The 21,306-nt window shown below is 61.4% G+C and carries 23 protein-coding genes, 3 tRNA genes and 1 pseudogene; 14 read left to right on the top strand and 13 right to left on the bottom strand.

Annotated features, from left to right (window positions below):
• Positions 1–10: 10 nt before the first annotated feature.
• The 5 genes from ISN39_RS05895 to ISN39_RS05875 form a co-directional block, all read right to left on the bottom strand.
• Positions 11–904 (bottom strand): NAD(P)-dependent oxidoreductase, encoded by an 894-nt coding sequence (locus ISN39_RS05895; RefSeq protein ID WP_194729448.1) that lies wholly within the window; start codon positions 902–904, stop codon positions 11–13.
• Positions 905–1,236: 332 nt separating this feature from the next.
• Complete coding sequence (gene tuf / locus ISN39_RS05890) at positions 1,237–2,412, bottom strand: elongation factor Tu (protein ID WP_074067586.1); 1,176 nt, start codon at positions 2,410–2,412, stop codon at positions 1,237–1,239.
• A 328-nt stretch (positions 2,413–2,740) separates the two neighbouring features.
• Positions 2,741–3,043 carry a hypothetical protein gene (locus ISN39_RS05885; protein WP_074067585.1) on the bottom strand — a complete coding sequence of 101 codons (303 nt, stop codon included), beginning with the start codon at positions 3,041–3,043 and terminating at the stop codon, positions 2,741–2,743.
• Positions 3,044–3,174: 131 nt separating this feature from the next.
• Positions 3,175–3,248, bottom strand: a tRNA-Gly gene (locus tag ISN39_RS05880).
• A gap of 25 nt (positions 3,249–3,273) precedes the next feature.
• Positions 3,274–3,358: transfer RNA gene (locus tag ISN39_RS05875), tRNA-Tyr, on the bottom strand.
• 201 nt (positions 3,359–3,559) lie between these two features.
• On the opposite strand from ISN39_RS05875, the gene rlmB reads away from it, so the two are divergent.
• Together rlmB and ISN39_RS05865 are read left to right on the top strand one after the other, a co-directional pair.
• Positions 3,560–4,450, top strand: a complete 891-nt coding sequence (gene rlmB / locus ISN39_RS05870) for a 23S rRNA (guanosine(2251)-2'-O)-methyltransferase RlmB (RefSeq protein WP_194729447.1) — start codon at positions 3,560–3,562, stop codon at positions 4,448–4,450.
• An 84-nt stretch (positions 4,451–4,534) separates the two neighbouring features.
• Positions 4,535–4,693 (top strand): hypothetical protein, encoded by a 159-nt coding sequence (locus ISN39_RS05865; RefSeq protein ID WP_167377864.1) that lies wholly within the window; start codon positions 4,535–4,537, stop codon positions 4,691–4,693.
• A 121-nt stretch (positions 4,694–4,814) separates the two neighbouring features.
• Here ISN39_RS05865 and ISN39_RS05860 read toward each other — a convergent pair whose 3' ends face one another.
• Positions 4,815–5,135, bottom strand: a complete 321-nt coding sequence (locus tag ISN39_RS05860) for a hypothetical protein (protein ID WP_194729446.1) — start codon at positions 5,133–5,135, stop codon at positions 4,815–4,817.
• An 87-nt stretch (positions 5,136–5,222) separates the two neighbouring features.
• A complete protein-coding gene (locus ISN39_RS05855) occupies positions 5,223–6,329 on the bottom strand; it encodes a transposase (RefSeq protein ID WP_246763281.1) in 1,107 nt (368 codons plus the stop codon).
• 157 nt (positions 6,330–6,486) lie between these two features.
• On the opposite strand from ISN39_RS05855, the pseudogene tnpA reads away from it, so the two are divergent.
• The 3 genes and pseudogenes from tnpA to ISN39_RS05840 all read left to right on the top strand — a co-directional run.
• Positions 6,487–6,873 (top strand): annotated as a pseudogene (gene tnpA, locus ISN39_RS05850) (IS200/IS605 family transposase); the annotation flags it as partial.
• A 161-nt stretch (positions 6,874–7,034) separates the two neighbouring features.
• A tRNA-Thr gene (locus tag ISN39_RS05845) sits at positions 7,035–7,110 on the top strand.
• A 223-nt stretch (positions 7,111–7,333) separates the two neighbouring features.
• Entirely contained in the window at positions 7,334–7,630 is a 297-nt protein-coding gene (locus ISN39_RS05840) for a hypothetical protein (RefSeq protein WP_194729445.1), read from the top strand.
• A gap of 653 nt (positions 7,631–8,283) precedes the next feature.
• Here ISN39_RS05840 and ISN39_RS05835 read toward each other — a convergent pair.
• A complete protein-coding gene (locus ISN39_RS05835) occupies positions 8,284–8,457 on the bottom strand; it encodes a hypothetical protein (RefSeq protein ID WP_022714902.1) in 174 nt (57 codons plus the stop codon).
• A 192-nt stretch (positions 8,458–8,649) separates the two neighbouring features.
• Between ISN39_RS05835 and ISN39_RS05830 the strand changes: the two genes are divergently transcribed.
• The 7 genes from ISN39_RS05830 to ISN39_RS05800 all read left to right on the top strand — a co-directional run bounded on the left by ISN39_RS05830 (position 8,650) and on the right by ISN39_RS05800 (position 11,407).
• Complete coding sequence (locus ISN39_RS05830) at positions 8,650–8,910, top strand: hypothetical protein (RefSeq protein ID WP_074067521.1); 261 nt, start codon at positions 8,650–8,652, stop codon at positions 8,908–8,910.
• An 86-nt stretch (positions 8,911–8,996) separates the two neighbouring features.
• Positions 8,997–9,203, top strand: coding sequence for a hypothetical protein (locus tag ISN39_RS05825; RefSeq protein WP_022714900.1), 207 nt, complete (start codon positions 8,997–8,999; stop codon positions 9,201–9,203).
• Positions 9,204–9,333: 130 nt separating this feature from the next.
• On the top strand, positions 9,334–9,507 hold the full coding sequence (locus tag ISN39_RS05820) for a hypothetical protein (RefSeq protein WP_194729444.1): 174 nt from the start codon (positions 9,334–9,336) through the stop codon (positions 9,505–9,507).
• On the top strand, positions 9,504–9,641 hold the full coding sequence (locus ISN39_RS05815) for a hypothetical protein (protein ID WP_156886386.1): 138 nt from the start codon (positions 9,504–9,506) through the stop codon (positions 9,639–9,641). Before ISN39_RS05820 ends, ISN39_RS05815 begins: the two co-directional genes overlap by 4 nt.
• Before the next feature lie 25 nt (positions 9,642–9,666).
• Entirely contained in the window at positions 9,667–9,999 is a 333-nt protein-coding gene (locus tag ISN39_RS05810; RefSeq protein WP_194729443.1) for a hypothetical protein, read from the top strand.
• Positions 10,000–10,119: 120 nt separating this feature from the next.
• Positions 10,120–10,893 (top strand): NAD kinase, encoded by a 774-nt coding sequence (locus ISN39_RS05805; protein WP_074067519.1) that lies wholly within the window; start codon positions 10,120–10,122, stop codon positions 10,891–10,893.
• A 4-nt stretch (positions 10,894–10,897) separates the two neighbouring features.
• On the top strand, positions 10,898–11,407 hold the full coding sequence (locus tag ISN39_RS05800; RefSeq protein WP_074067517.1) for a hypothetical protein: 510 nt from the start codon (positions 10,898–10,900) through the stop codon (positions 11,405–11,407).
• Here the strand turns inward: ISN39_RS05800 and ISN39_RS05795 are convergent.
• Entirely contained in the window at positions 11,382–12,314 is a 933-nt protein-coding gene (locus ISN39_RS05795; protein ID WP_194729442.1) for a LysR family transcriptional regulator, read from the bottom strand. The genes ISN39_RS05800 and ISN39_RS05795 overlap by 26 nt on opposite strands.
• Positions 12,315–12,555: 241 nt before the next feature.
• Between ISN39_RS05795 and ISN39_RS05790 the strand changes: the two genes are divergently transcribed.
• Positions 12,556–14,007 (top strand): MFS transporter, encoded by a 1,452-nt coding sequence (locus ISN39_RS05790; protein WP_194729441.1) that lies wholly within the window; start codon positions 12,556–12,558, stop codon positions 14,005–14,007.
• Between the two features lie 67 nt (positions 14,008–14,074).
• On the opposite strand, the gene ISN39_RS05785 is transcribed toward ISN39_RS05790, so the two are convergent.
• On the bottom strand, positions 14,075–15,913 hold the full coding sequence (locus ISN39_RS05785) for an ABC transporter ATP-binding protein (protein WP_194729440.1): 1,839 nt from the start codon (positions 15,911–15,913) through the stop codon (positions 14,075–14,077).
• A gap of 370 nt (positions 15,914–16,283) precedes the next feature.
• Here ISN39_RS05785 and ISN39_RS05780 point away from each other — a divergent pair, with 370 nt between their 5' ends.
• The gene (locus tag ISN39_RS05780) at positions 16,284–16,454 is read left to right on the top strand and encodes a hypothetical protein (RefSeq protein ID WP_246763280.1); all 171 of its coding nucleotides are present in this window, start codon (positions 16,284–16,286) and stop codon (positions 16,452–16,454) included.
• 65 nt (positions 16,455–16,519) lie between these two features.
• Here the strand turns inward: ISN39_RS05780 and ISN39_RS05775 are convergent, their stop codons facing one another.
• From ISN39_RS05775 to ISN39_RS05765, 3 genes are all read right to left on the bottom strand, one after another.
• Positions 16,520–17,302, bottom strand: a complete 783-nt coding sequence (locus tag ISN39_RS05775) for an APH(3') family aminoglycoside O-phosphotransferase (RefSeq protein ID WP_194730113.1) — start codon at positions 17,300–17,302, stop codon at positions 16,520–16,522.
• Positions 17,303–17,443: 141 nt separating this feature from the next.
• Positions 17,444–18,575 (bottom strand): peptide chain release factor 2 gene (gene prfB / locus ISN39_RS05770; RefSeq protein ID WP_132552188.1). Its coding sequence is split into 2 segments (ribosomal slippage): positions 17,444–18,505 and positions 18,507–18,575, totalling 1,131 coding nucleotides; the frame shifts between segments, so codons are not numbered across the junction.
• A gap of 101 nt (positions 18,576–18,676) precedes the next feature.
• The gene (locus ISN39_RS05765; protein ID WP_194729439.1) at positions 18,677–21,136 is read right to left on the bottom strand and encodes a penicillin-binding protein 1A; all 2,460 of its coding nucleotides are present in this window, start codon (positions 21,134–21,136) and stop codon (positions 18,677–18,679) included.
• Between the last annotated feature and the right edge of the window lie 170 nt (positions 21,137–21,306).

The raw sequence follows: 21,306 nt of genomic DNA, 5'->3' as shown, positions 1-21,306 counted from the left end.
TGGCCTACGGTCAGAGCTTCACATATTTGCGCCAGTCGTGCTCTTCCTTGAAGCCGAGGACTTCGCGGATCTTGCGGTTGGAAAGCAGGCCCTCATGCTCCCCGATCTCGCGGGTGAAGGGAACGTTCGGAAAGAAGCGTTTGGCGAGTTCCTTCGACGGCATATTGGCGGTCACGGTGTCGTTCACCGCATTGAAGACCTGGAAGCCCAATCCGCTCTTTTCGATACACAGATGGACGACCTGCGCGAGATCGCGGGCGTCGACATAGTTCCACGCATTGCGCCGGCGCGTCTCCGGATTGGCGATGAAGCCGGGAAACCTGTCATATTCATGCGGCTCGATGACGTTTCCGATGCGCAAGGCATAGATATCGGCACCTGACCGCTCGGCGAAAGCGCGCGCCGTCTTTTCGTTCAGCACCTTCGACAGACCGTAGCTGTCCATTGGATCGACGTCGTAGTCCTCCTCCAGCGGAAACTGATGGAAATCCTTCTTTCCCTCCGCGAAGCAAACGCCATAGGTGGTCTCGCTGGAGGCAAGGATGATCTTCCTGACGCCGAGCTTCACCGCTGCCTCGAGGACATTGTAAGTGCCCATCGTATTGATGCGGAACGTCTCGTTGTCCGTCTTGATCAGAATGCGCGGTATCGCAGCGAAATGCACGACAGCCTCGAAGCCTTGGACGCCGTTGCCCGGCTCCAGATCGGGAAGATCGCGATGCATGGACAGCGCGTTGAAGACCTGGCCGCTGTCGGTGATGTCGGCAATCAGGTTGGTGACGCCGGGACTGTCGAGCGGCACCAGATCGACATTGTGAACCTCATAGCCGGCATTCACCAGCCACGGTACGACATGACGTCCGGCCTTGCCCGAACCGCCGGTAAAAAGAATACGCTTCTTCATGAAATCTCCTCCGCATCATGAAATAGAGGGAATAGATAAAGGCTCCACAACAGGGCGCAAGGTGAAGGCGTGGCGATTGAGAAGCCACGGTCAGATTTCGCCTAAGCTGCTTCCACTTCAGGATTCCGGCCAGTACCTCTTCCAGCGCGCGAGCCTGGATCTTGATGTCGTAGGCCACCTGCATGTTCATCAGACTCCGGCCATGTCTTGAAGGACTTGCCGAACCGAAGAGCCGTATCGGTGCTGATTCGACGTCCAAACGTCAACAATAATGCAACGCAAAAGCCCCGCCGTTTCCAGCGGGGCTCCTTCAATACAAGCTAATCCGAAGATTACTCTACGATCGATGCAACGATACCGGCGCCGACGGTACGGCCGCCTTCGCGGATGGCGAAGCGCAGCTTTTCTTCCATGGCGATCGGCACGATCAGCTCGACGTCAACCGTGACGTTGTCGCCCGGCATCACCATTTCCGTGCCTTCCGGCAGCGTCACGATGCCCGTCACGTCCGTCGTGCGGAAGTAGAACTGCGGACGGTAGTTGGTGAAGAACGGCGTATGACGGCCGCCTTCTTCCTTCGTCAGGATGTAGGCTTCAGCCTTGAACTTCTTGTGCGGCTTCACCGAACCCGGCTTGCACAGGATCTGGCCACGCTCGACGCCGTCGCGGTTCACGCCGCGGATCAGTGCGCCGATGTTGTCGCCGGCCTGGCCCTGGTCGAGCAGCTTGCGGAACATTTCAACGCCGGTCACCGTCGTCTTCGAGGTCGGGCGGATGCCGACGATCTCGACTTCTTCGCCAACCTTGACGATACCGCGCTCGACGCGGCCGGTCACGACCGTACCGCGGCCCGAGATCGAGAACACGTCTTCGATCGGCATCAGGAACGGCTGGTCGATCGGACGCTCAGGCGTCGGGATGTAGGCGTCGACCTGGGCCATCAGCTCGCGGATCGCATCTTCGCCAATCTTCTTGTCGGAATCTTCAAGAGCAGCCAGCGCCGAACCCTTGACGACCGGGATGTCGTCGCCCGGGAAGTCGTAGGACGACAGCAGTTCGCGCACTTCCAGCTCGACGAGCTCGAGAAGCTCGGCGTCGTCGACCTGGTCGACCTTGTTCAGGAACACGACGATTGCCGGAACGCCCACCTGGCGGGCGAGCAGGATGTGTTCGCGGGTCTGCGGCATCGGGCCGTCGGCAGCCGAGCACACCAGGATCGCGCCGTCCATCTGTGCGGCACCGGTGATCATGTTCTTGACGTAGTCGGCGTGGCCGGGGCAGTCGACGTGCGCGTAGTGGCGGGCAGCCGTCTCATACTCGACATGCGCCGTCGAAATCGTGATGCCGCGAGCCTTTTCTTCCGGCGCAGCGTCGATCTGGTCATACGCCTTGAACTCGCCGAAGTACTTCGTGATCGCCGCCGTCAGAGACGTCTTGCCGTGGTCAACGTGGCCGATCGTGCCGATGTTAACGTGCGGCTTGTTGCGCTCAAACTTACTCTTTGCCATTTGAATGCTTCCTGTGAACGAAATGGGTGACCCCGGCGAGCCGGTTTAGTGCCGCCGTTTAAGGCTTTCGGCGGGATTGCGCAAGACCTAATTGCGAACGCCATTCTTGGCTTGCAAGCGCATATGGGAGACAATTCGCGCCGAGCAAGACGATTCGCCCCGAACCTGGCGAAAATCGTTGAAACCAAGGGGAAAATCTGGAGCGGGTAGCGGTATCGAATGCGTGATCGCGCAGGCACGTCGTTCAAGCTGTCCAGGTCCCGCGAGCTCCCAAACGAGCGCGAGCGCTGCGAGCCTTGGCGGCTGGTCGTGTGGCTTAGCTCCAGCCCTAATTCGGGATCTTGTTATAAAAAGATTCTGGATCGTAGACGCAGGCATAATCGAGGACGCAGAGCTTTCCACCGGCATCCCGCAAACTGGTCGTCGAGTGCTTGTCCCCCAGCCTGCAGCGCGCCGGCGGATAGCGGAAGCTGCGGCCGCCGATGCCGATTCGGACAAATACCGTTTTGTTTTGCCGGATGAACTGCGCGAGTTCGCCACAGCTGAGATCGCGAGCCCTGACTTCCACGGCCTCGGCGGCAAGGGCGACCGATGGAAGCAAAAATGCAGCGGCCAAAATCACGTTTCGCATGGCACCTCTCAATGGAGGCCAGTTAAGCAGCAGTATCCGCGTCATTCAAACAGAAATTTTGCGCCCTCGAAGGCACGGCGCCAAAAAAAAAGCGCGCGCAATGCGCGGCATTGCCGAAGAATTGAAAGGCTTGGAGCGGGTAGCGGGAATCGAACCCGCGTATTCAGCTTGGAAGGCTGCTGCTCTACCATTGAGCTATACCCGCGGGGTGGTGCGATCCAAGTGACGAATGGTGGAGAGAGTTGGATTTGAACCAACGTAGGCTGAGCCAACGGATTTACAGTCCGTCCCCTTTAACCACTCGGGCATCTCTCCAGTTTTTCGTCTGGATCGTAACCAAGCTCGAAGACCCAGGAGCGTTACCGCCCCTCGATCTGCGCCGCGTATATGACCGGAGCATTTGCCCATGTCAACATGAAGACAATAGAAAAAACACGAAAAATTTCATCGCCTGTTGAAAGCCGCCGCCGGCAAAGAAACCCTATGCGCGGTGAAGCACCGCCGTTATAAAGCCGCATGAGCAAAGACAACAAATCCGGCGGCAAGCCCGCAACCGACAAGTCCCCCAAGGATACGCACTACGCCACTCTGCGGCGTGCCCACCGCGATGCCAAGCGCGAGCGCGGCGAAATTCCGACGCCGCCTCCGCAGAAGCGCAAACGCGGCGGCGAGGATTGGAAGGCGCCGGCGCTTACGGCCGACCAGGTCTATCTCTACGGCCTGCATACCGTGCGCGCCGCAATCGAAAATCCCGAGCGGAAAAACGTCAAGCTGACGGTGACGCAGAATGCCCTCACCCGCCTCGAAATCGACGCCGGGCAGCTCGGCATTCCCGTCGAGATCGTCTCGCCGCAGGATATCGACAAGGTGCTCGGCCCCGATGCGATCCACCAGGGCGTGATGCTGGAGACCCGCCCGCTGCCCGTCCGGCGCCTGGAGGCGCTGAAGGACAGCCCGCTGCTCCTCGTGCTCGACCAGGTCACCGATCCGCACAATGTCGGCGCCATCATGCGCTCGGCCGTCGCCTTCAATGCAGGCGCCGTTATCACCACGCAAAGACACAGCCCGACCGAATCGGGCGTGCTTGCGAAATCGGCTTCCGGCGCGCTGGAACTCATTCCTTATATACAGATCACCAATCTTGCCGACGCGCTTGGTGAATTGCACCGGCTCGGCTTCTTCTCGATCGGCCTCGATTCCGAAGGACCGGCGCCGATCGAAGGCACGTTCTCAGGCGACAAGGTTGCGCTCGTCCTCGGCTCCGAAGGCAAGGGTCTCAGGCAGAAGACGCGCGAGACCGTCAGCGCGCTTGCGCGGCTCGACATGCCGGGCGCGATCAAATCGCTGAACGTCTCGAATGCGGCTGCGATCGCGATGTATGCCGCCCGGCTTCATCTGAAGAAATAAGCGGACGTCTCAAAATGAACGAATGGTGGGCCTAAGGTTCGCCGGAGCGCAGCGCAACAGCAAGAGAGAAGGAAAATACCCGGCATGGCAATCCGGCCCCTCCTGTTCGGCATCCTGTTCATCGCAGTCTTCGTCGCCATCATTCTCAGCATCATATGGGTCGATCCCACCCAGCCGACGCGCCAGCCGGATCCTCTGGCGCCTGTGACGCCGGTACCCACACCGACACCACCGGCGCAATAGCCGCCGGGAATCGCACCGGCGGCATCGCGTTTGCTGATCGACGGCTGCTCCAGCAGCCCCATTCTCGGTATCTTGACGATGCCGCCCTTTTGAGAGCCGGCATCAGCAAGCCAGCGGGCGATCATAGGTCGATGCGGAAATACAAGTAGTGCGGCCGCTGATGATGACGCCAGTAATGACGTTCCCTCCACCTGCGTTCGGCGCGCCAGGGCCGGTAGTGGCGGCGCTCATAGGCATACGGATGATGGCGCCAGTAACGGCGTTCATGCCGCCACGAATGGCGCCCATGGCGGCGATGATCACGGTAGTGCACCTTCACGACGTCGCTCTTATCGACGGACGCAACAGGTGCATATACGGGAGCGGCAACCACGGGCTCGACGGCAACGACGGCCGATCCGAGCGACAGAAGCGCTGCAATGGCAAAACGGGCAATTCTCATGGCTCATCTCCTTGATGAAGGTGAGCGAAATCTGCGCCTCCTGCCCTGAACGCCTCCTGAATCGCTACTTCAGCTTTTGTTCATGAATTAACATCTTCCCCCGCTTGAAAGCGGGGGATTTCCGAGGGGGCGCGAAGCTCCGCCGATCGTTATCGCTTCAACGGAGAGCCGCTGCCCTTCCTCCACGATCATAGACGCCGTGTTCCGACGCAGGATGTTGATTGCAGCATTGTGGTCGGCATGGGCGCGCAAGCCGCATTGGCAACAGCGGAAAGACGCTTGGCTTTCGCGGCTTTCCCTGTCCACGGCTGCGCAGGCCGAACAGGTCTGCGAGGTGTGGCGGGGATCGACCTTGCACAGGTATCCGCCCCGTTCTTCGAGCTTGTAGGCCAACACGGTTTCAAAGCCGTGCCAGCCTTGTTCGAGGATCGCCCGGTTCAGGCCCGCCTTCTGGCAGACGTTGGTTCCGGGCGCGTCCACGGTTCCCCTGGCGCTGCGCGTCATGTTGCGCGTGGCGAGGTCTTCCAGCACGACCGTTGCGAAGCGACGGGCGATATCAAGACTGGCCTTGTGCCGCCAATCCTGCCGGATGCGGGCAGCACGGGCCTGCAAGGCTGCAACGCGGCGGCGGGCCTTGGCGTGGCGGCGCGACCCGCGCTTGCGCCGCGCCAGAACGCGCTGGGCCCGGCGCTTCCTGCGCTCGATCTCCGCAAGGCCGGCAGGCATCCACCAATGCTCCCCGGTCGAAAGCGTCAGCGTGTTCGCCACGCCCCGGTCGATCCCCACGGCGGGCAAATCGTTTTGCGGGACGGCATGGTCGATTTCGCAGGCGAAGGCGATGTGCCAGCCGTTCGCCGCCAGGCTCACCGTCACATTCATGGTCTTGCCACGCAGGCGCCGCGTGTCGCGGAACTTCACCCAGCCGATCTTGGGAAGGCGCGCGGCGGACCACTTGCCGTTCAGGCGCTTGACCTCGATCTCCCGCCCCTGAAAGCGGAAGGCGCTGTTCACGCCCTTCTTGCGGGGCGAGGGATATCCTGCGCGCCCGGCGAAGAAGTTGGCATACGCCTTATCCAGATCGCGCAGGGCCTGCTGCTGGGGCGTCACATGCACGGCGGCAATCCAGTCGAACGCGGCCCGCAGGGCGGTCAATTCCCGCGCCTGGGCGATGTCGTTCAAGCGGTTCCCGGTCACCAGTCCCTGCGCTGCTCCAGCGCCAGATTATAGACCAGCCGCACAACCCCGCGAACTGCCGCAACAGGACTTCCTGTTCGGCGGTCGGAGCGAGCTTGTAGCGGAAAGCGCGGTGGATCATGTTACGATTCTATCAATTGCTCCAAGGAGCGCAACCGTGGATCGCACCGGCAGGCATGTCGTCTACATGCTCCATGGTCATTTGGTCTTTGTCACGAAATACCGCCGTGACGTTCTGTCAGAACCGGCAATCCGCGACCTGCGGCGCATCTTCGCCAAGCTGTGTCGCGACGTCGAGGCCGAATTGATCGAATGCGACGGCGAGGACGATCATGTTCCCCTGCGGGTGCATGACCCTCCGAAGATCGCCCTGTCGAAGCTGGTCAACAGCCGCAAAGGCGTATCCAGCCGACGTCTGCGCGAGAGCCGCCCGGAAATCACCGGGCGCCACCACAAGGGCGTTTTGTGGTCGCCGTCCTCCTTTGCGGCAAGCTGTGGCGGCGCACCGCTCTCGGTGATCGCCGAATATGTCAAATCCCAGCGGGAAGCGGCCCAAGGCCGCTCTCGCGTTCCCCCCGGCCTGAACGCCGGGGTATCCCGCGAGGTTCACGATGAAGAGGGATTGGGTCTATGATCGATCACGAAATCGCGCCCAGGTCGGATTTTTCTTTACAGACCGGAAGAATCTGCTAGTTGGCACGCATTGCCCTTGTAGCTCAGTTGGTAGAGCACCTGATTTGTAATCAGGGGGTCGCGGGTTCGAACCCTGCCGGGGGCACCATATATTAGTTAATAAAATCATGGACTTGATGCTAGCCCGCGCTTAGTTGGCGGGTTTTTCATGCGCCAATGATTTAACCAGAATTACCATGTTTTCCGGGCTTTTCCCGAGGGTAGCGGCGATTCGTCGGAACATGGATCGCGCATAAGAAACAAGACGCAGCATACCAAGGGTCTAGCTTGAGACAACCAACGTATAATGTCGGGAGGCGCGGTCCATTGGTATGTTGCGCTATCGCTTCAACACCCCAACCATAGAGGCGATCAGCTGCGCCAAGCTGCTATCGACTTCGGTGTCTCTCACCCCTCTCTCACCGTGGTCGGCGGATATCGAATCCGCGTTGACCGCCTCGCAGATCGGGGCGGTCTCTTTTTTTGATGAGGCTGTAAAGAAAAACCCGCCGGCTGGTGAGGCCGGTGGGCGGGCTGTGGTGGTCTGCGGTCAAAGCGCCGGGATCGAAACATGCCACGCACCGGCCGGCGCGCAAAGCGCGCCGAGAAAGGAACCGTCGGCCAGTTGAGAGTGAGCCTGTCGACGCCTACAAGAATGAGGACACAACGAAGTCAGTAGCAGGCATTCGGCAGGTGCCGTTGTCGTCGGCGATGCTGGCCGAGCTTCGAAAGTGGAAAGACGCGGCCAAGAGCTCCGAGCTGATGACCTTGTGTTTCCGAATTCCAAGGGCGGATTCCTCGATCACAAGAACATTCTAAAGCGCGAGTTCCGGCCGCTGCTCGCAAGGCAACCGAGCACGAAGGCTTCAACTGGCACGCAATCGGCCGCTTCGCGATCAGCCCATGGATGAAGGCCGGCATGCAGCCGAAGAACTGTCCACACGTTCGCCGGTCACTCCTCACTGGCCGTCACGATGAGCCGCTCAGGCCACATGTTTCCAAGCGACACGCACCGCAATCTAATGGATCAGGTTTCGTGCTCTATTTTCGGCGATGGCGCACAAATTGTGCATGACGATTTTCGGCGATGGCGCACAAATTGTGCATGACGCACAGAAGCACCTGTAGAATAAAGCTTTCCATCCTGATTTGTGATCAGGGGTTCGAACCCTGCCGGAGGCCCATTTGCATCACGAGTTTTTTGGCGCACGGTGCCACACGCCCGTGCAGTCCGGACGCCCCGATCGCATCGTCTGCCGAGGGCAGGCTTCCATACTCGTCGTCAGTTGCTGCCGTCGTTCGAGCGTGACTTGCGCGCCTCGCTGTTGGTCGAGGATGCCGTCTTTCCGTCGGGTTGCTGGCCGAAATAGGTGCCGCCGAGATGGCCGCCGGCGCTGGTGTTTTCGACCTGGCGCTCGGCCCGCTTCACGAGCTTTTTGACGTCTGTCTTGCTCATTTTGACGCTCCATTGGCTGGTGGTGACATGGGAACAACGACACGCGGCCAAGAGAGTTCCCTCTTTCCAGGGAACCCGGCGCAACCGGACCGCGGCGTTGCTTTGAATGGCTGGTTCCTTGACAAATCTACCAAGCGCACGTGAAAGTACCTCGCTCGTGTACGCTATGACAATTATGGATTGCGATATCGAATGCCCAAAAAACCGAAACTCGAATACTCGGAACTTGCCGGCGAATTCACCGAGGACGGCATTACCGTGCTCGTCGATATCTTCCGGACAGCCGGCTCCAACGAGGACTGGTCGATGGAAGTCGTGACGCAGGAGGAGGATCTCATCCGCTGGGACGAACCGTTCGCGACCGACCGCGAGGCGTTTGACGAATTCCTGGCGACAATCGCCCGCGACGGCATTCGCTCGTTTCTGGACGATACCGAGCAATCCGTGCACTGAACGGCCCTGCATTCGCTATCCACCGACTGACCAGGCGTATTCGCGCTCTTGCTAAAATATGATATGGTCGCCGCGGGAGAGCGGTGATGCGACGGTATAATCTCCGGCATGAAGCCGATGATCGCTGGCTTGTTGTTGACGGAATGACAATGCAGCCAGCCGCCCTGGACGGTATCCCGATCTGCGGCATGCAGTGGGCGGAGGCCTGCGATATGGTCGATCTCATGAATACCCTCGACAGCATCGAACGCGCAGCGGATCGGTACGCGGCTTCGTTTCGCCGGAGCGCCTGACGGCCGCCTTTCCGTCTCCTGAAAATCTGCAGCCGCAGGCCCAACCGGCCCGTCCCCTTCCGGACTTGCTGTTGCCGCAACGGAACAAATCCGCCGTCCACCGGTTCGAATCGTCAAGGAGGATCGAAGCATGGTTGCGGAGTATCTTTGGCTCTTCGCTATCGCCGGCGGCGCCTTCCTTCTCGGCTGCGCGATCGCCTACGGCATGCTCACAAACCGCAAGCTCTCGCGCAGTGAGCAGGACGCGCAGGACCGCAAGGTGCGGAAACTCTACGAGAAGCCGCCGCATGAGGCATCGCGATGAGCCGGCGGTATGCTTGGGCGGTCGCCATCGCGCTGGCGCTTGCGGCCGTCCTTGCCGCCGAGAGCGCCGGTTATTTCCAGTCGTCCGAAACGCCCGGCCGGCCCGCTCCCCACGCAATCGACCAGTCACAGTAGGAGCCAGTCACAGTAGGAGATCGACATGCCAGGTCAGGACAAGAGCTTTGATTCCGGCACGGATGATGCACGCTGCTCGGACACTGCGGCCGCTGCCGAGCGTCGGGAGGAAGCCAAATTGCAGGCCGCGCGCGGGCTGGCTTCCGGAATGGGCCATCCGCACGAGGCCTTGCTGGATATCAAGCCGGAGGACATAGCGCGGGACCGCCCTTTTGGGGAAATCGAGCCCGATGAACGCGCGAAACAGGCCGCCCTGAAGGAACAGGCCCGCCTCCACGGCGATGTCTACATCGTCGAAACCGGCCTGGAAGACAGGGATCAGCGCGAAGCAGCGCCGGGCACGCGAGAGCAGAAATAGCAGCCGCTCTCCCCTCTTCGGCAGCCCACAGCGGAGGCGGCAGAGTCTGCTTGCGCGCAAAATACCTTGTCGCATAAGCCCTTTATCCTTTAGCTAGGCGAAGATCATAAAGGGCATCACATGGGCCGTTCATTTCAGACGCTTTGTTTCCTCGCTTCCTCGGCAACGGAGGCGCTTGCCGCGCGGGAAGAGTTGATTCGCCTTTATGGGGAGGTTCCCGCCGAGGAAGCCGATGTCATCGTGGCGCTCGGCGGCGACGGCTTTATGCTGCAGACGCTGCACAGCACGATGAATTCCGGCAAGCTCGTCTATGGCATGAACCGCGGTTCTGTCGGTTTCCTGATGAACGACTATCGCACCGAGAAACTGCAGGACCGCATCTGCGCGGCCGTCGAGAATGCCTTCCATCCCCTGCAGATGACGACGGCCAACGCCGACGGCACCAATTCCACGGCACTCGCCATCAACGAAGTCTCGCTCTTCCGTCAGTCCTACCAGGCCGCCAAGCTGCGCGTCGAGGTCGACGGGCATGTGCGTCTCGCGGAACTGATCTGCGACGGCCTCATGGTGGCAACGCCCGCGGGCTCCACCGCCTATAATCTTTCGGCCCACGGCCCGATCCTGCCGCTGGAAGCGCCGCTGCTTGCCATGACGCCGGTCAGCGCCTTCCGCCCGCGGCGCTGGCGCGGCGCGCTGCTGCCGAACAAGGTGACGGTCGACATCCATATTCTCGAGGCCGAAAAGCGGCCCGTGAATGCGGTTGCCGACAATGCCGAGGTCAAATCCGTGCTGCATATCCGCATCGCCCAGTCGGAGCACATGACGGCGCGCATCCTTTCCGATCCGGACCGCTCATGGTCGGATCGCATTCTTGCCGAACAATTCGAGGATTGAGGCCATGCAGCTTCGAACCGCTCTTCTTGCCGCTGCGCTCATCACCGGCCCGGCAGGCCTTGCGAAGGCTGTTACGCCAGCCGACACGATCCTTCCGCCCGCCGTGATCTTTGCAACCAGCACCGGCTATTGGGAGGAAAGCCGTGCGGATATCGCGATCGAGCGTGCGCCGGGCGCAGCAAGCGATCCGGCAAAAGTGGAACCTCAGCCGCGCCGCGGCTATTACAAGCTGTTTTCCGTCCGCCAGCCGGACAAGACTTCGAAAATCTACCTGCAGCAGATCGCGCAGGCCGACAGCGGCCCGGAAATCGTCTCAAGCGTCGAGCTGCACGAGTTCACGCAGCTCAAACCCTATGTCACCGATATCCGTCCGGAAAGTTCCACGGGCATGGGCAAGCAGCCCGGCCTCTTCGCCACGGTCTACCTGAAGACCGATCCGAATGCCGAATCCGAGGGCTGGACCGTGCTGATCGACGAATTCGGCGAGATCACCATCGAGAAGGCGACGAACTGACTGCTCGAACCGGCGGCCTGCCCGCACAAACCTCCCGAACGCACTCGCGCAGCCAGCGATGCGCCGGATCGAGGTCCGTCCGCGGGTGCCACAACAGCGAGATCGTAATGTCCGGCGGCGAAACCGGCAGAGGGAAAGAGAACATCCCGTCACGCAGGTTTCCCGTATAGCGTTCGGGGACGCTGGCGATCAGATCCGAGGCACGCGCCAGAGCCAGAGCTTCCGAAAAGCCGCCAACGACCGTTACGATCTCCCGTTTCAGGCCGAATGGCTCAAGCGCGTCATCGATCGGTCCCCTGTCGAGCCCGCGCCGCGAGATGAGGATATGCCGGCCGGCAGCGTAATCCGCAGGCGTGATCGCAACCTCGCACAACGGATGCCCCATCCGGACAACGCCGACGAAGCGGTCTCGGAACAGCGCTTGCGCGCGCACCTCCGGCCCCATGGCTTTTCCGACGACGCCCGTTTCCAGGTCAACGCTGCCGTCGCGCAGCGGCGCGCTGTCCCTGTCCGGCTTTGGTACGAAACGCAACTGCACGCCCGGCGCCTGGTCGCCGACACGTGCAATGAGATCAGGTCCGAAATTCTCGACAAAGCCATCCTGGTTTCTGAGCGTGAATGTCTGCACAAGCCGTGTCAGGTCGAGGGTCTCGACGGGACGCAGAACAGCTTCGGCGTCCTGCACGAGCTGGCCGGCGCGCTCGCGAAGCTCGAGCGCCCGCGGCGTCGCAACAAGGCCGCGTCCGGCCCGAACCAGCAGCGGATCGCCGGTCGCCTCGCGCAATCGCGCCAGCGCGCGGCTCATCGCGGACGGGCTTAGCCGCAGCCTTTTGGCGGCGCGGGCGACGCTGCATTCCTTCAGAAGCACATCAAGGGTGATAAGCAGATTGAGATCGGGATGCGACATGCAGCGACCATAGCACGGCCGGCGCCAGATGACATGGCGTCAAACGCACGAATGAGATGCATATGATGCACCTTCCGCCCTATCTGGCCGCGAGCTATCTCTGTTCCTAACGCAATTCTGGAGTAGCTCTTCATGATATCGGTCCGATTTGTTCCTGCAGCCTTCGCTGTCGTCTTCGTGGTCGCACCGCTCGCGCGCCGGGTCGTCAACAGCCTCGTAGAAGCCTGAGGGGGAAGGGCCGATGACCTCCTGCACAGATGACGCCACCAACGATGGCATAACCCCGGCAACTTCGGTTCGATGGGCGCTTGCCGGCCTTTGCCTATCCATGCTGCTATCTTCGCTCGGCACCAGCATTGCCAATGTCGCCTTGCCGACATTGGCTCAGGTGTTCGCCGCACCATTCCAACAGGTGCAGTGGATCATTCTTGCCTACCTCCTGGCGATCACGATCTTGATCGTCGGCGTCGGACGGCTGGGCGACATTGCCGGGCGCCGGCGGGTTCTCCTGGCGGGGCTGGTCGTGTTCACTGTCGCCTCGGCGCTCTGCGGCCTTGCACCCTCGCTCTGGTGGCTGATTGCCGCCCGGGCCGCGCAGGGCCTCGGCGCCGCCGTCCTGATGGCGCTTACGATGGCGTTCGTCGGCGAGACGGTCCCCAAGCAAAGAACCGGCAGCGCCATCGGACTGCTCGGAGCGATGTCGGCAATCGGCACCGCGCTCGGTCCGTCGCTTGGCGGCATTGCGATCGCCTGGCTCGGCTGGCGGGCAATCTTTCTCATCAACATCCCGCTCGGTCTGCTGGCCTTTTTTCTTGCCCACCGTTTCCTGCCCGTCGACCGCGATACGCCGAAAACGGACCGCCCTGGCTTCGACGCTCTGGGCACGCTGCTGCTTGCAGGCGCGCTCACCGCCTATACTCTCGCCATGACGATAGGGCGCGGCCATTTCGGCACGCTGAATGCGACGCTCCTGATGGCTGCACTCACCGGCATCGTCCTCTTTATTTTCACTGAGGCGAAAGTGGCATCGCCTTTGATCCCATTGGCAGCATTCCGCAATTCGGAGTTCAGCGCCAGCCTTGCCATGAACGCCCTCGTCTCGACGATAATGATGGCGACGCTGGTGGTGAGCCCGTTCTATCTCTCCCGTGCGCTCGGGCTCAACGCGGCGTTCGTTGGAATGGTCATGTCGATTGGCCCGGTTGTCTCGGCGCTGACCGGCGCGCCGGCTGGCCGTCTCGTCGACCGTTTGGGCGCGCCGTTCGGGGTCATCGTCGGGCTCATCGAAATGGCCGTCGGTGCAGTTGCCCTATCCGTTCTTCCGGCAATGTTCGGCGTTGCCGGCTACATTGCCGCCATCGCCGTCCTGACCCCTGGTTATCAGTTGTTCCAGGCAGCCAACAACACCGCCGTCATGACCGATATCCCCGCCGATCGGCGGGGCGTCGTTTCCGGCCTGCTCAGCCTGTCGCGCAATCTCGGGCTCATCACCGGCGCTTCCGTCATGGGCGCCGTGTTCGCCTTTGCCGCGATGACGGCCGATATCACGACGGCACGTCCCGAAGCCGTTGCCACCGGCATGCAGGTCACCTTCGCCGTCGCGGCGGCTCTGACCGCCGTCGCAATCGCCATCGCCGTCCAAGGCCGCGCCCTTGCCATGCGTCCCTCGCCTCGTGGAGACAGGTCGGCTTAAGACGGCCTGAACCGCGCTCTGCCCGCTTTTTGACTGCTGGCCCGCCACCGTTGCGGCGGGCCAGTGGTCAAATGCTTGCCTGCACGCTGTGCAGGTTGGCATAGACGCCTTCCTGCGCCATGAGGTCGTTATGGGTGCCCTGTTCGATGATGCCATCGCCTGTGAGCACCAGGATGCGGTCGGCGTGGCGGACGGTGGAAAGACGGTGGGCGATGACCAGGGTGGTTCGGCCGTTCGCGAGATTGAGCAGCGCCTTCTGAACCGCCCGTTCGCTCTCGTTGTCGAGCGCGCTGGTTGCCTCGTCGAAGATCAGGATCGCCGGATCCTTGAGGAAAGCGCGCGCTATCGTGAGGCGCTGCCGCTGGCCGCCCGAAAGCTTGACACCGCGTTGGCCGATATCGGTGGCGTAGCCATTTGGCAGAGCCGTGATGAAGTCGTGAGCGTTGGCGGCACGGGCGGCGGCCTCCACCTCGGCATCGGTCGCGTCGGGCCGGCCGTAGCGAAGATTCTCCGCCACGGTGCCGGCAAAGAGATAGACGTCCTGCTGCACCACCCCGACATGTCGCCGCAGTGACGAGAGCGTCACGTCGCGAATGTCGGTACCGTCAATGCGGATCACCCCGGCCTGCACATCGTAGAAGCGCGGTATGAGCGCGCAAAGCGTGCTCTTGCCCACCCCTGAAGGACCAACCAAGGCCACGAACTCGCCCGGCGCAATGGTAAGCGAGAGCCGCTCGAGCACCTTGGGGCCATCGGACTCGTAGCCGAAGACGACGTCGGAAAAACTGATCTCACCCCTTGGAGCTGGCATGGGATGGGCGGCCGGGCGGTCGAAGACGTCCGGTGCGATCTCCAGGATCTCCATGGCCCGAACGAAGCCGGTGTAGCCCTCCTGCCAGAGGCGGACGAAATTGGCGAGCCGCTGCATCGGATCGACCAGCACCGCCACGCAGAGCAGAAAGGTGAGGATGTCCGCCACGGACAGCTCCGCCGTCAGGATGCGCAGCCCCCCGATCACGATGACAAGTATGGTGATGAGCTGTGCGAAAGTTTCGGTGCCCACCGAAAACCAGGCCTCGCTGCGGTAGCCGTCGGCGCGGCCTTGCAGGAACCGCCGGTTCAGCTTGGCAAAACGCTCCTGCTCCAGCGCCTCGTTGGCGAAGGACTGGACGACGCGAATGCCCGCCAGTGCGTCCTCCACGCGTTCGTTGACGGCGGCGATCTGCCGCTTGCTCGCTTCGAGTGCGCGGTTCATGCGCCGGTTGAAATGCAGCGCATAAGCCGCCGCCACCGGCGTGAGCAGCAGGATGAGGCTGGCCAAAGGTGGATCGATGAAGAACAGCACCAGCATGGCGCCGCCATATTTGAGTACGGCGATGGAGAGGTCCTCCGGGCCGTGGTGGAAGAGCTCGCCCAGCCACAGGGAATCGTTCGTGATGCGGCTCATCAACTGCCCAGTGCGTTGACGGTCGTAGAAGCTGAACGAGAGCTTCTGGCAGTGTTCGAAGAGCTCCTGCCGGACGGCGGCCTCGATACGGGCGCCCATCACGTGCCCCTGATAGTCGACGAAGAAGATGGCAACGCTTTGGATCGCCAGGATGGCAAGCATGAAGGCGCCGACGGCAAGGATCTGCTCGTAGGCCTCCGGCATGTTGGGCAGAGCCAGAAGGCGGCTTGTGACGAAGTTGGCACAGAGCGGCAGCGCCACCGCCGTACCGGCGACGAGGATTGCGCAGAGCAGATCCGCCAGCAGCAAAGGCAGGTGTGGGCGATAGTAGGAGAGGAACTTGCGCATGCGCAAGCGGCGCCGGTCGCGGTCGGCGTTGCGCGGATAGTCGCGGAAGAATTTCAGGAAGCGGTTATGGCGCGGCGGGCTTTTCCTCGCGCGGGAAAACAGAGTGTGCATGAAGCAAAATGTCCTTGTGGGCGATGTTTCCTTTCTGGTTGGACAGGTTCGCTTTCATGTCAGTCTCCCGGGATCGGACCAATGAGAACCCAAGCATCGCGGACAACCGCGACCGATTCAACCCGGCAACGGAAAGAGATCGGCCGGTGTTGTCACTATGCAACAGCCGGTGGCCCGCCGCTGCCGCTCACCGTGTGCCTTTCTGCAGTATGGATCTCCGTTGCGAAATGAGAAGGCGACGAACTGTTCGCAGCAACTGCACGACGCATGTTTTTCGAAGTCGAGCTCGCTGAGATTACAAAGCGCTGTCGATATTTGTCCGCACCGCGTGGCATGAGGACGCGAGTGTCTGGCTCGCATCGACAACGACGTGGAAGCACTGCCAGTAGAGGCTGAAACGCTGGAATTGCTCGAGAAAACGGCTCTCGCTGCACTTTCCGATCTGATCGAACTGAACGGAATTGCGTCCGATCTGCCTGAAATCCCTGTCCACATCAGGGCAGAGCATCTGACCAAGATCCCAATCCGTCGTTCTGGTTGAAGCAAACCGGGGCTGACGAATGCCTTCCAGCTCATGAAAGCCTCGAGCGCTGGGATTTGCGCGAACTAAAAGAACTCGTCAAGCACCATGTAGTAGGCGACTTTCCCGTCATTGATGCCGGAAAGCCCATAACAATCGAGGAAATGCCGAACCCACGCTTCCCCGACATTGTATCGGATGCTTCGCAGTGCCAACGCAATATCCTGGTATCGATCCGCAACGCCCAGACGGCCGCAATCGACATATCCACTGAATTGCCCTTCATGCGTCATGAAGTTCGGCAAACAGGCGTCGCCGTGGGCAACGACGGGATCCGTGACGTCAGGCTGGTTGGCTTCCAGGTATGCAAAAAGGCTCGCAGCGGTTGCGTTTTGCCGCTCTTCGTCAAAATCACTCTCGTCTACGGCCCCCGCTTCCATCCGCGCCTTGGCAAGCCTCAAACGAGCTGTCAGCCTGTGGTCGAAAGGGCAGGTTTCCGGATCAAGTTCGTGCAATCGACGCAAAGCGGCCGCCAGGATCTCGATGCGCTGCCTATCTGTGGTCAATTTGCACGAAGCCAGGTCACTTCCCGCGAGCGCGCTCAGCAGCAGCCAGTTTCTGCCCTCATGGCTTTCCAGGGCGACGACACTGGGGCATTGCAGTCCTTGCTCGGCAAGCCACAGCAGACGCTCCGCCTCCAACGGCAATTCCGCAAAAGGACCCGCAATTTCGCCTTTCAGGAAAAACCGCGTCCGGCCACCTTCTGCGAGCCTGAACACGTCCGCAGACGAACATCCCAGATCGTCCTGCTTCCATTCGTGTCGAGATAGCAGCGCCCTTAGACTGGGAGGTAAGGCAGTGTTTTCCATCGGCACATCATGTCGTTTGCCATAGGCTTGGCACACACGCCAAGCCGCCTGCAACCACCTGCTGCAAGCGGATTTAGCCGCTAAGCCGGATGCCACACGTTTAAGTCAGGCTCACCGTCTCTGACGGTTCTCCCTCCAATCTCAATCAACGTCTTCGAGGACAGCGTCCGGCTTGCCGCTGATGCGGTGCGCGAGCGCTGCTTCCATGAACTCGTTGAGGTCGCCGTCGAGTACGTCGCCCGGTGCCGTGCTCGAAACGCCGGTGCGCAGGTCCTTGACCAGCTGATAGGGCTGCAGCACGTAGGAGCGGATCTGGTGGCCCCAGCCGATCTCGGTCTTGGACGCCGCTTCGGCGCTTGCTGCCTCTTCGCGCTTCTTCAGTTCCGCTTCATACATGCGGGCGCGCAGCATGTCCCAGGCCTTGGCTCGGTTCTTGTGCTGTGAGCGCTCCTGCTGGCAGGCGACGACGATGCCCGTCGGGATGTGGGTGATGCGCACTGCCGAGTCGGTCGTGTTGACGTGCTGGCCGCCCGCGCCCGACGAGCGGTAGGTGTCGATGCGGCAGTCGCTTTCGTTGATCTCGATGTTGATAGAGTCATCGACCACCGGATAAACCCAGATCGACGAGAAGGACGTATGGCGGCGCGCATTGCTGTCGTAGGGCGAGATGCGCACGAGCCGGTGCACGCCCGATTCCGTCTTCAGCCAGCCATAGGCGTTGTGTCCCTTGACGAGCAGCGTCGCGGACTTGATGCCCGCCTCTTCCCCGTCATGGACTTCGAGAAGCTCGACCTTGAAGCGCTGGCGTTCGGCCCAGCGGGTGTACATGCGAAGCAGCATGTTTGCCCAGTCCTGGCTTTCGGTGCCGCCGGCGCCCGAATGCACTTCGAGATAGGTATCGTTGGCATCGGCCTCGCCGGATAGCATGGCTTCCACCTGGCGGCGCGCGGCCTCGGCCTTCAGGCTCTTCAGCGCGTCCTCGGCCTCCTTGACGATGCTTTCATCGCCCTCTTCCTCACCCATCTCGATGAGTTCGACATGGTCGTTCAGCTGCTGTTCGAGCTGCTTCACGCCGTTGATGCCGTCATCGAGCTGCTGGCGCTCGCGCATCAGCTTCTGAGCTTCGGCAGCATCGTTCCAGAGATTCGGGTCCTCTGCCTTGTTGTTTAACCAGTCCAGCCGTCTTATCGCCTGGTCCCAGTCAAAGATGCCTCCTCAGCAGGGTGATAGCCTGCTTGGTTTCATCGACTACGTTTTCGATTTCCGCTCGCATTTTCCTGCTTCTTTTTGCGTTGGTCTTGAGTTGGTCCGTCAAATAGTTGCGGCGGCCGCGGATGTAAAGAGCCGCCGCCGTCGCATCCATGCGGGGATTGTTCAGTAGAGGCCGCCTGCGCCAGACTGCACGGCCTGGTTGGCCTGCGGCGAGGTCTTCAGGATTTCCTCCGGCGCCATGGTGCTGTCCATGCCGATGACGGACAAGCTGTCGGCCGGGCCGGTGCCGGGCTTGAAGGCCTCGATAATGGTGTTCGGATCGCCCTCCATCGCCGCCATGCCGGTCTTGCGGTCGATCGGGATGAGGTTCATGCCCTGCGGGATGACGAATTTCGATTCCGGCATGTCCTTGACGGCTGCCTGCATGAATTCGTTGAAGATCGGGGCCGAGAGGCCGCCGCCCGTACCGCCGCGGCCAAGCGGCGCCGGATTGTCGAAGCCCATGTAGAGGCCAGCCACGAGGTCGGGCGTGAAGCCTACGAACCAGGCGTCCTTCTCGTCGTTGGTGGTGCCGGTCTTGCCAGCCACGTCGCGCCCGCCGAGGTCGATCTTGCCGGCCGCAGTGCCACGGGTGATGACGCCCTGCATCATCGAGGTGATCTGATAGGCCGTCATCGGGTCGAGAACCTGCTCGCGGTTGTCGACGATGTTCGGCTCTTCCTGGTTCTGCCAGTCGCCGGCATTGCAGCTGTCGCAGAGGCGTTCCTCATGTCTGAAGATCGTCTTGCCGTAGCGGTCCTGGATGCGGTCGATCAGCGTCGGCTTGATCTGCTTGCCGCCGTTGGCGATCACCGAATAGGCCGAAACCATGCGCAACACGGTAGTCTCGCCGGAGCCGAGCGACATGGCAAGCAGCGCCGGCATCTTGTCGTAGATGCCGAAGCGCTCGGCATATTCGGCAACGATGTTCATGCCGAGGTCATTGGCAAGGCGCACGGTCATCAGGTTGCGCGAGTGCTCGATGCCGGAGCGCAGCGTCGACGGACCGTTGAACTCACCGCCGTAGTTTTCCGGCCTCCAGACCTGGCCGCCGGAGACGACCTCAATCGGCGCGTCCATGATCACCGAAGCCGGCGTGTAGCCGTTGTCCATGGCCGCAGCATAGACGAACGGCTTGAACGAAGAGCCCGGCTGGCGCATCGCCTGCGTCGCGCGGTTGAATTCCGATTGCCCATAGGAAAAACCGCCTGCCATCGCAAGAACGCGGCCGGTCTTCGGGTCCATGGCAACGAGGCCGCCCTGAACCTTCGGCGGTTGGCGAAGACGGTAGGAGGTCGAGCCTTCGCCCCCCAGCCGCTCGACATAGACGACGTCGCCCGGCGAAAGCACGCCTTCCGGCGACTTGGCCGTTTTGCGCTCGCCGGTCGAGGAGCGGTAGGCCCACTGCATGTTCTTCGCCTCGATCGTGCCATGCTCGCGCTCGGCGGCAGCCTTTCCCGCACCGTCCCTGGCGGGCTGGAGGCCGATGTCGACGCTTTCGGTGGAAACGGCAAGCACGACGGCGAGGCGCCATTCGGGCACGTCGGAGAGTGCTGGGATTTCCGCGAGCGCCTTGCCCCAATCGGCAGTGGTGTCGATCGACTTCAGCGGTCCATGGAAGCCGCGGCGTTCGTCGTAGGTCGTCAGGCCGTCCTGCAGCGCCTTGCGGGCGGCAAGCTGCATCTGCGGATCGAGCGAGGTGCGGACCGAAAGCCCGCCTTCGTAAAGCGCCTTTTCGCCATACTGGCCGATGAGCTGGCGGCGGACAGCCTCGGCGAAGTAATCCGAAGCAAAGAGCGAAGGGCCGTTGCTGCGGGCGGTCACGCCGAGCAGCTGCTTCTTGGCTTCCGCCCCGTCGCTCTGGCTCACATAGCCGTTTTCGACCATGCGGTCGATGACCCAGTTGCGGCGCTCCACCGCGGCATCCGGATGGCGGAAGGGATGATAGTTTGCCGGGCCCTTCGGCAGCGAGGCGAGATAGGCGGCTTCGGCAACGGTGAGTTCGGTGACCGACTTGTTGAAGTAGGTGAGTGCTGCACCGGCGATGCCGTAGGAATTCAGGCCGAAGAAGATCTCGTTCAGATAGAGCTCGAGGATCTTGTCCTTGCTGTAGGCCTGCTCGATGCGGAAGGAGAGGATCGCTTCCTTGATCTTGCGGTCGATCGTCTGGTCGGATGTCAGGAGGAAGTTCTTCGCCACCTGCTGGGTGATCGTCGAGGCGCCCACCGGACGGCGGCCGGAGCCGAAATTCTGCAGGTTGACGACGATGGCGCGCGCAAGGCCGCTCAAGTCGACGCCGGGATGGTTATAGAAATTCTTGTCTTCGGCCGAAAGGAAGGCCGCCTTGACGCGATCCGGGATCGCCTGGATCGGCAGGAAAAGACGCTTCTCCTTGGCATATTCGGCCATCAGCGCACCGTTTCCGGCATGCACGCGGGTGGTAACCGGCGGCGCATAGCTGTTCAGGACGGCGTAATCGGGGAGATCCTTCGCGACGTTTGCCAGGTAGACGGCAACGACGGCAGCAGCGCCGAGAAACAGGACGCAAGCAATTCCGAAGAAATATCCAAGAAGTCTGATCATATTGAGCTACCGGTATTCCAAATTTTCAATCGGCGCAGGCGCTATATTTGCATCTAAGCGGGCGATTTGCACGTCGCGCGGGCTTACTCCATGAGCGCCATCGCGACAAGCCGTCCAACCCGCCTGTCGAAAACATAGCGGCGAGTAACGGCCTGAATGTGAGCAAAATA

This window comes from Rhizobium sp. 007, assembly GCF_015353075.1.
GTDB lineage: Bacteria > Pseudomonadota > Alphaproteobacteria > Rhizobiales > Rhizobiaceae > Rhizobium.
Note: the sequence above shows the minus strand (reverse complement) of the source record. Positions and strands in the feature narration are given on the sequence as shown.

Coding starts and splice junctions, on each gene's coding strand:
- ISN39_RS05895 (WP_194729448.1), bottom strand. CDS start 904: ATGAAGAAGCGTATTCTTTTTACCGGCGGTTCGGGCAAGGCCGGACGT.
- tuf (WP_074067586.1), bottom strand. CDS start 2,412: ATGGCAAAGAGTAAGTTTGAGCGCAACAAGCCGCACGTTAACATCGGC.
- ISN39_RS05885 (WP_074067585.1), bottom strand. CDS start 3,043: ATGCGAAACGTGATTTTGGCCGCTGCATTTTTGCTTCCATCGGTCGCC.
- rlmB (WP_194729447.1), top strand. CDS start 3,560: ATGAGCAAAGACAACAAATCCGGCGGCAAGCCCGCAACCGACAAGTCC.
- ISN39_RS05865 (WP_167377864.1), top strand. CDS start 4,535: ATGGCAATCCGGCCCCTCCTGTTCGGCATCCTGTTCATCGCAGTCTTC.
- ISN39_RS05860 (WP_194729446.1), bottom strand. CDS start 5,135: ATGAGAATTGCCCGTTTTGCCATTGCAGCGCTTCTGTCGCTCGGATCG.
- ISN39_RS05840 (WP_194729445.1), top strand. CDS start 7,334: ATGTTGCGCTATCGCTTCAACACCCCAACCATAGAGGCGATCAGCTGC.
- ISN39_RS05835 (WP_022714902.1), bottom strand. CDS start 8,457: ATGAGCAAGACAGACGTCAAAAAGCTCGTGAAGCGGGCCGAGCGCCAG.
- ISN39_RS05830 (WP_074067521.1), top strand. CDS start 8,650: ATGCCCAAAAAACCGAAACTCGAATACTCGGAACTTGCCGGCGAATTC.
- ISN39_RS05825 (WP_022714900.1), top strand. CDS start 8,997: ATGCGACGGTATAATCTCCGGCATGAAGCCGATGATCGCTGGCTTGTT.
- ISN39_RS05820 (WP_194729444.1), top strand. CDS start 9,334: ATGGTTGCGGAGTATCTTTGGCTCTTCGCTATCGCCGGCGGCGCCTTC.
- ISN39_RS05815 (WP_156886386.1), top strand. CDS start 9,504: ATGAGCCGGCGGTATGCTTGGGCGGTCGCCATCGCGCTGGCGCTTGCG.
- ISN39_RS05810 (WP_194729443.1), top strand. CDS start 9,667: ATGCCAGGTCAGGACAAGAGCTTTGATTCCGGCACGGATGATGCACGC.
- ISN39_RS05805 (WP_074067519.1), top strand. CDS start 10,120: ATGGGCCGTTCATTTCAGACGCTTTGTTTCCTCGCTTCCTCGGCAACG.
- ISN39_RS05800 (WP_074067517.1), top strand. CDS start 10,898: ATGCAGCTTCGAACCGCTCTTCTTGCCGCTGCGCTCATCACCGGCCCG.
- ISN39_RS05795 (WP_194729442.1), bottom strand. CDS start 12,314: ATGTCGCATCCCGATCTCAATCTGCTTATCACCCTTGATGTGCTTCTG.
- ISN39_RS05790 (WP_194729441.1), top strand. CDS start 12,556: ATGACCTCCTGCACAGATGACGCCACCAACGATGGCATAACCCCGGCA.
- ISN39_RS05785 (WP_194729440.1), bottom strand. CDS start 15,913: ATGCACACTCTGTTTTCCCGCGCGAGGAAAAGCCCGCCGCGCCATAAC.
- ISN39_RS05775 (WP_194730113.1), bottom strand. CDS start 17,302: ATGGAAAACACTGCCTTACCTCCCAGTCTAAGGGCGCTGCTATCTCGA.
- ISN39_RS05765 (WP_194729439.1), bottom strand. CDS start 21,136: ATGATCAGACTTCTTGGATATTTCTTCGGAATTGCTTGCGTCCTGTTT.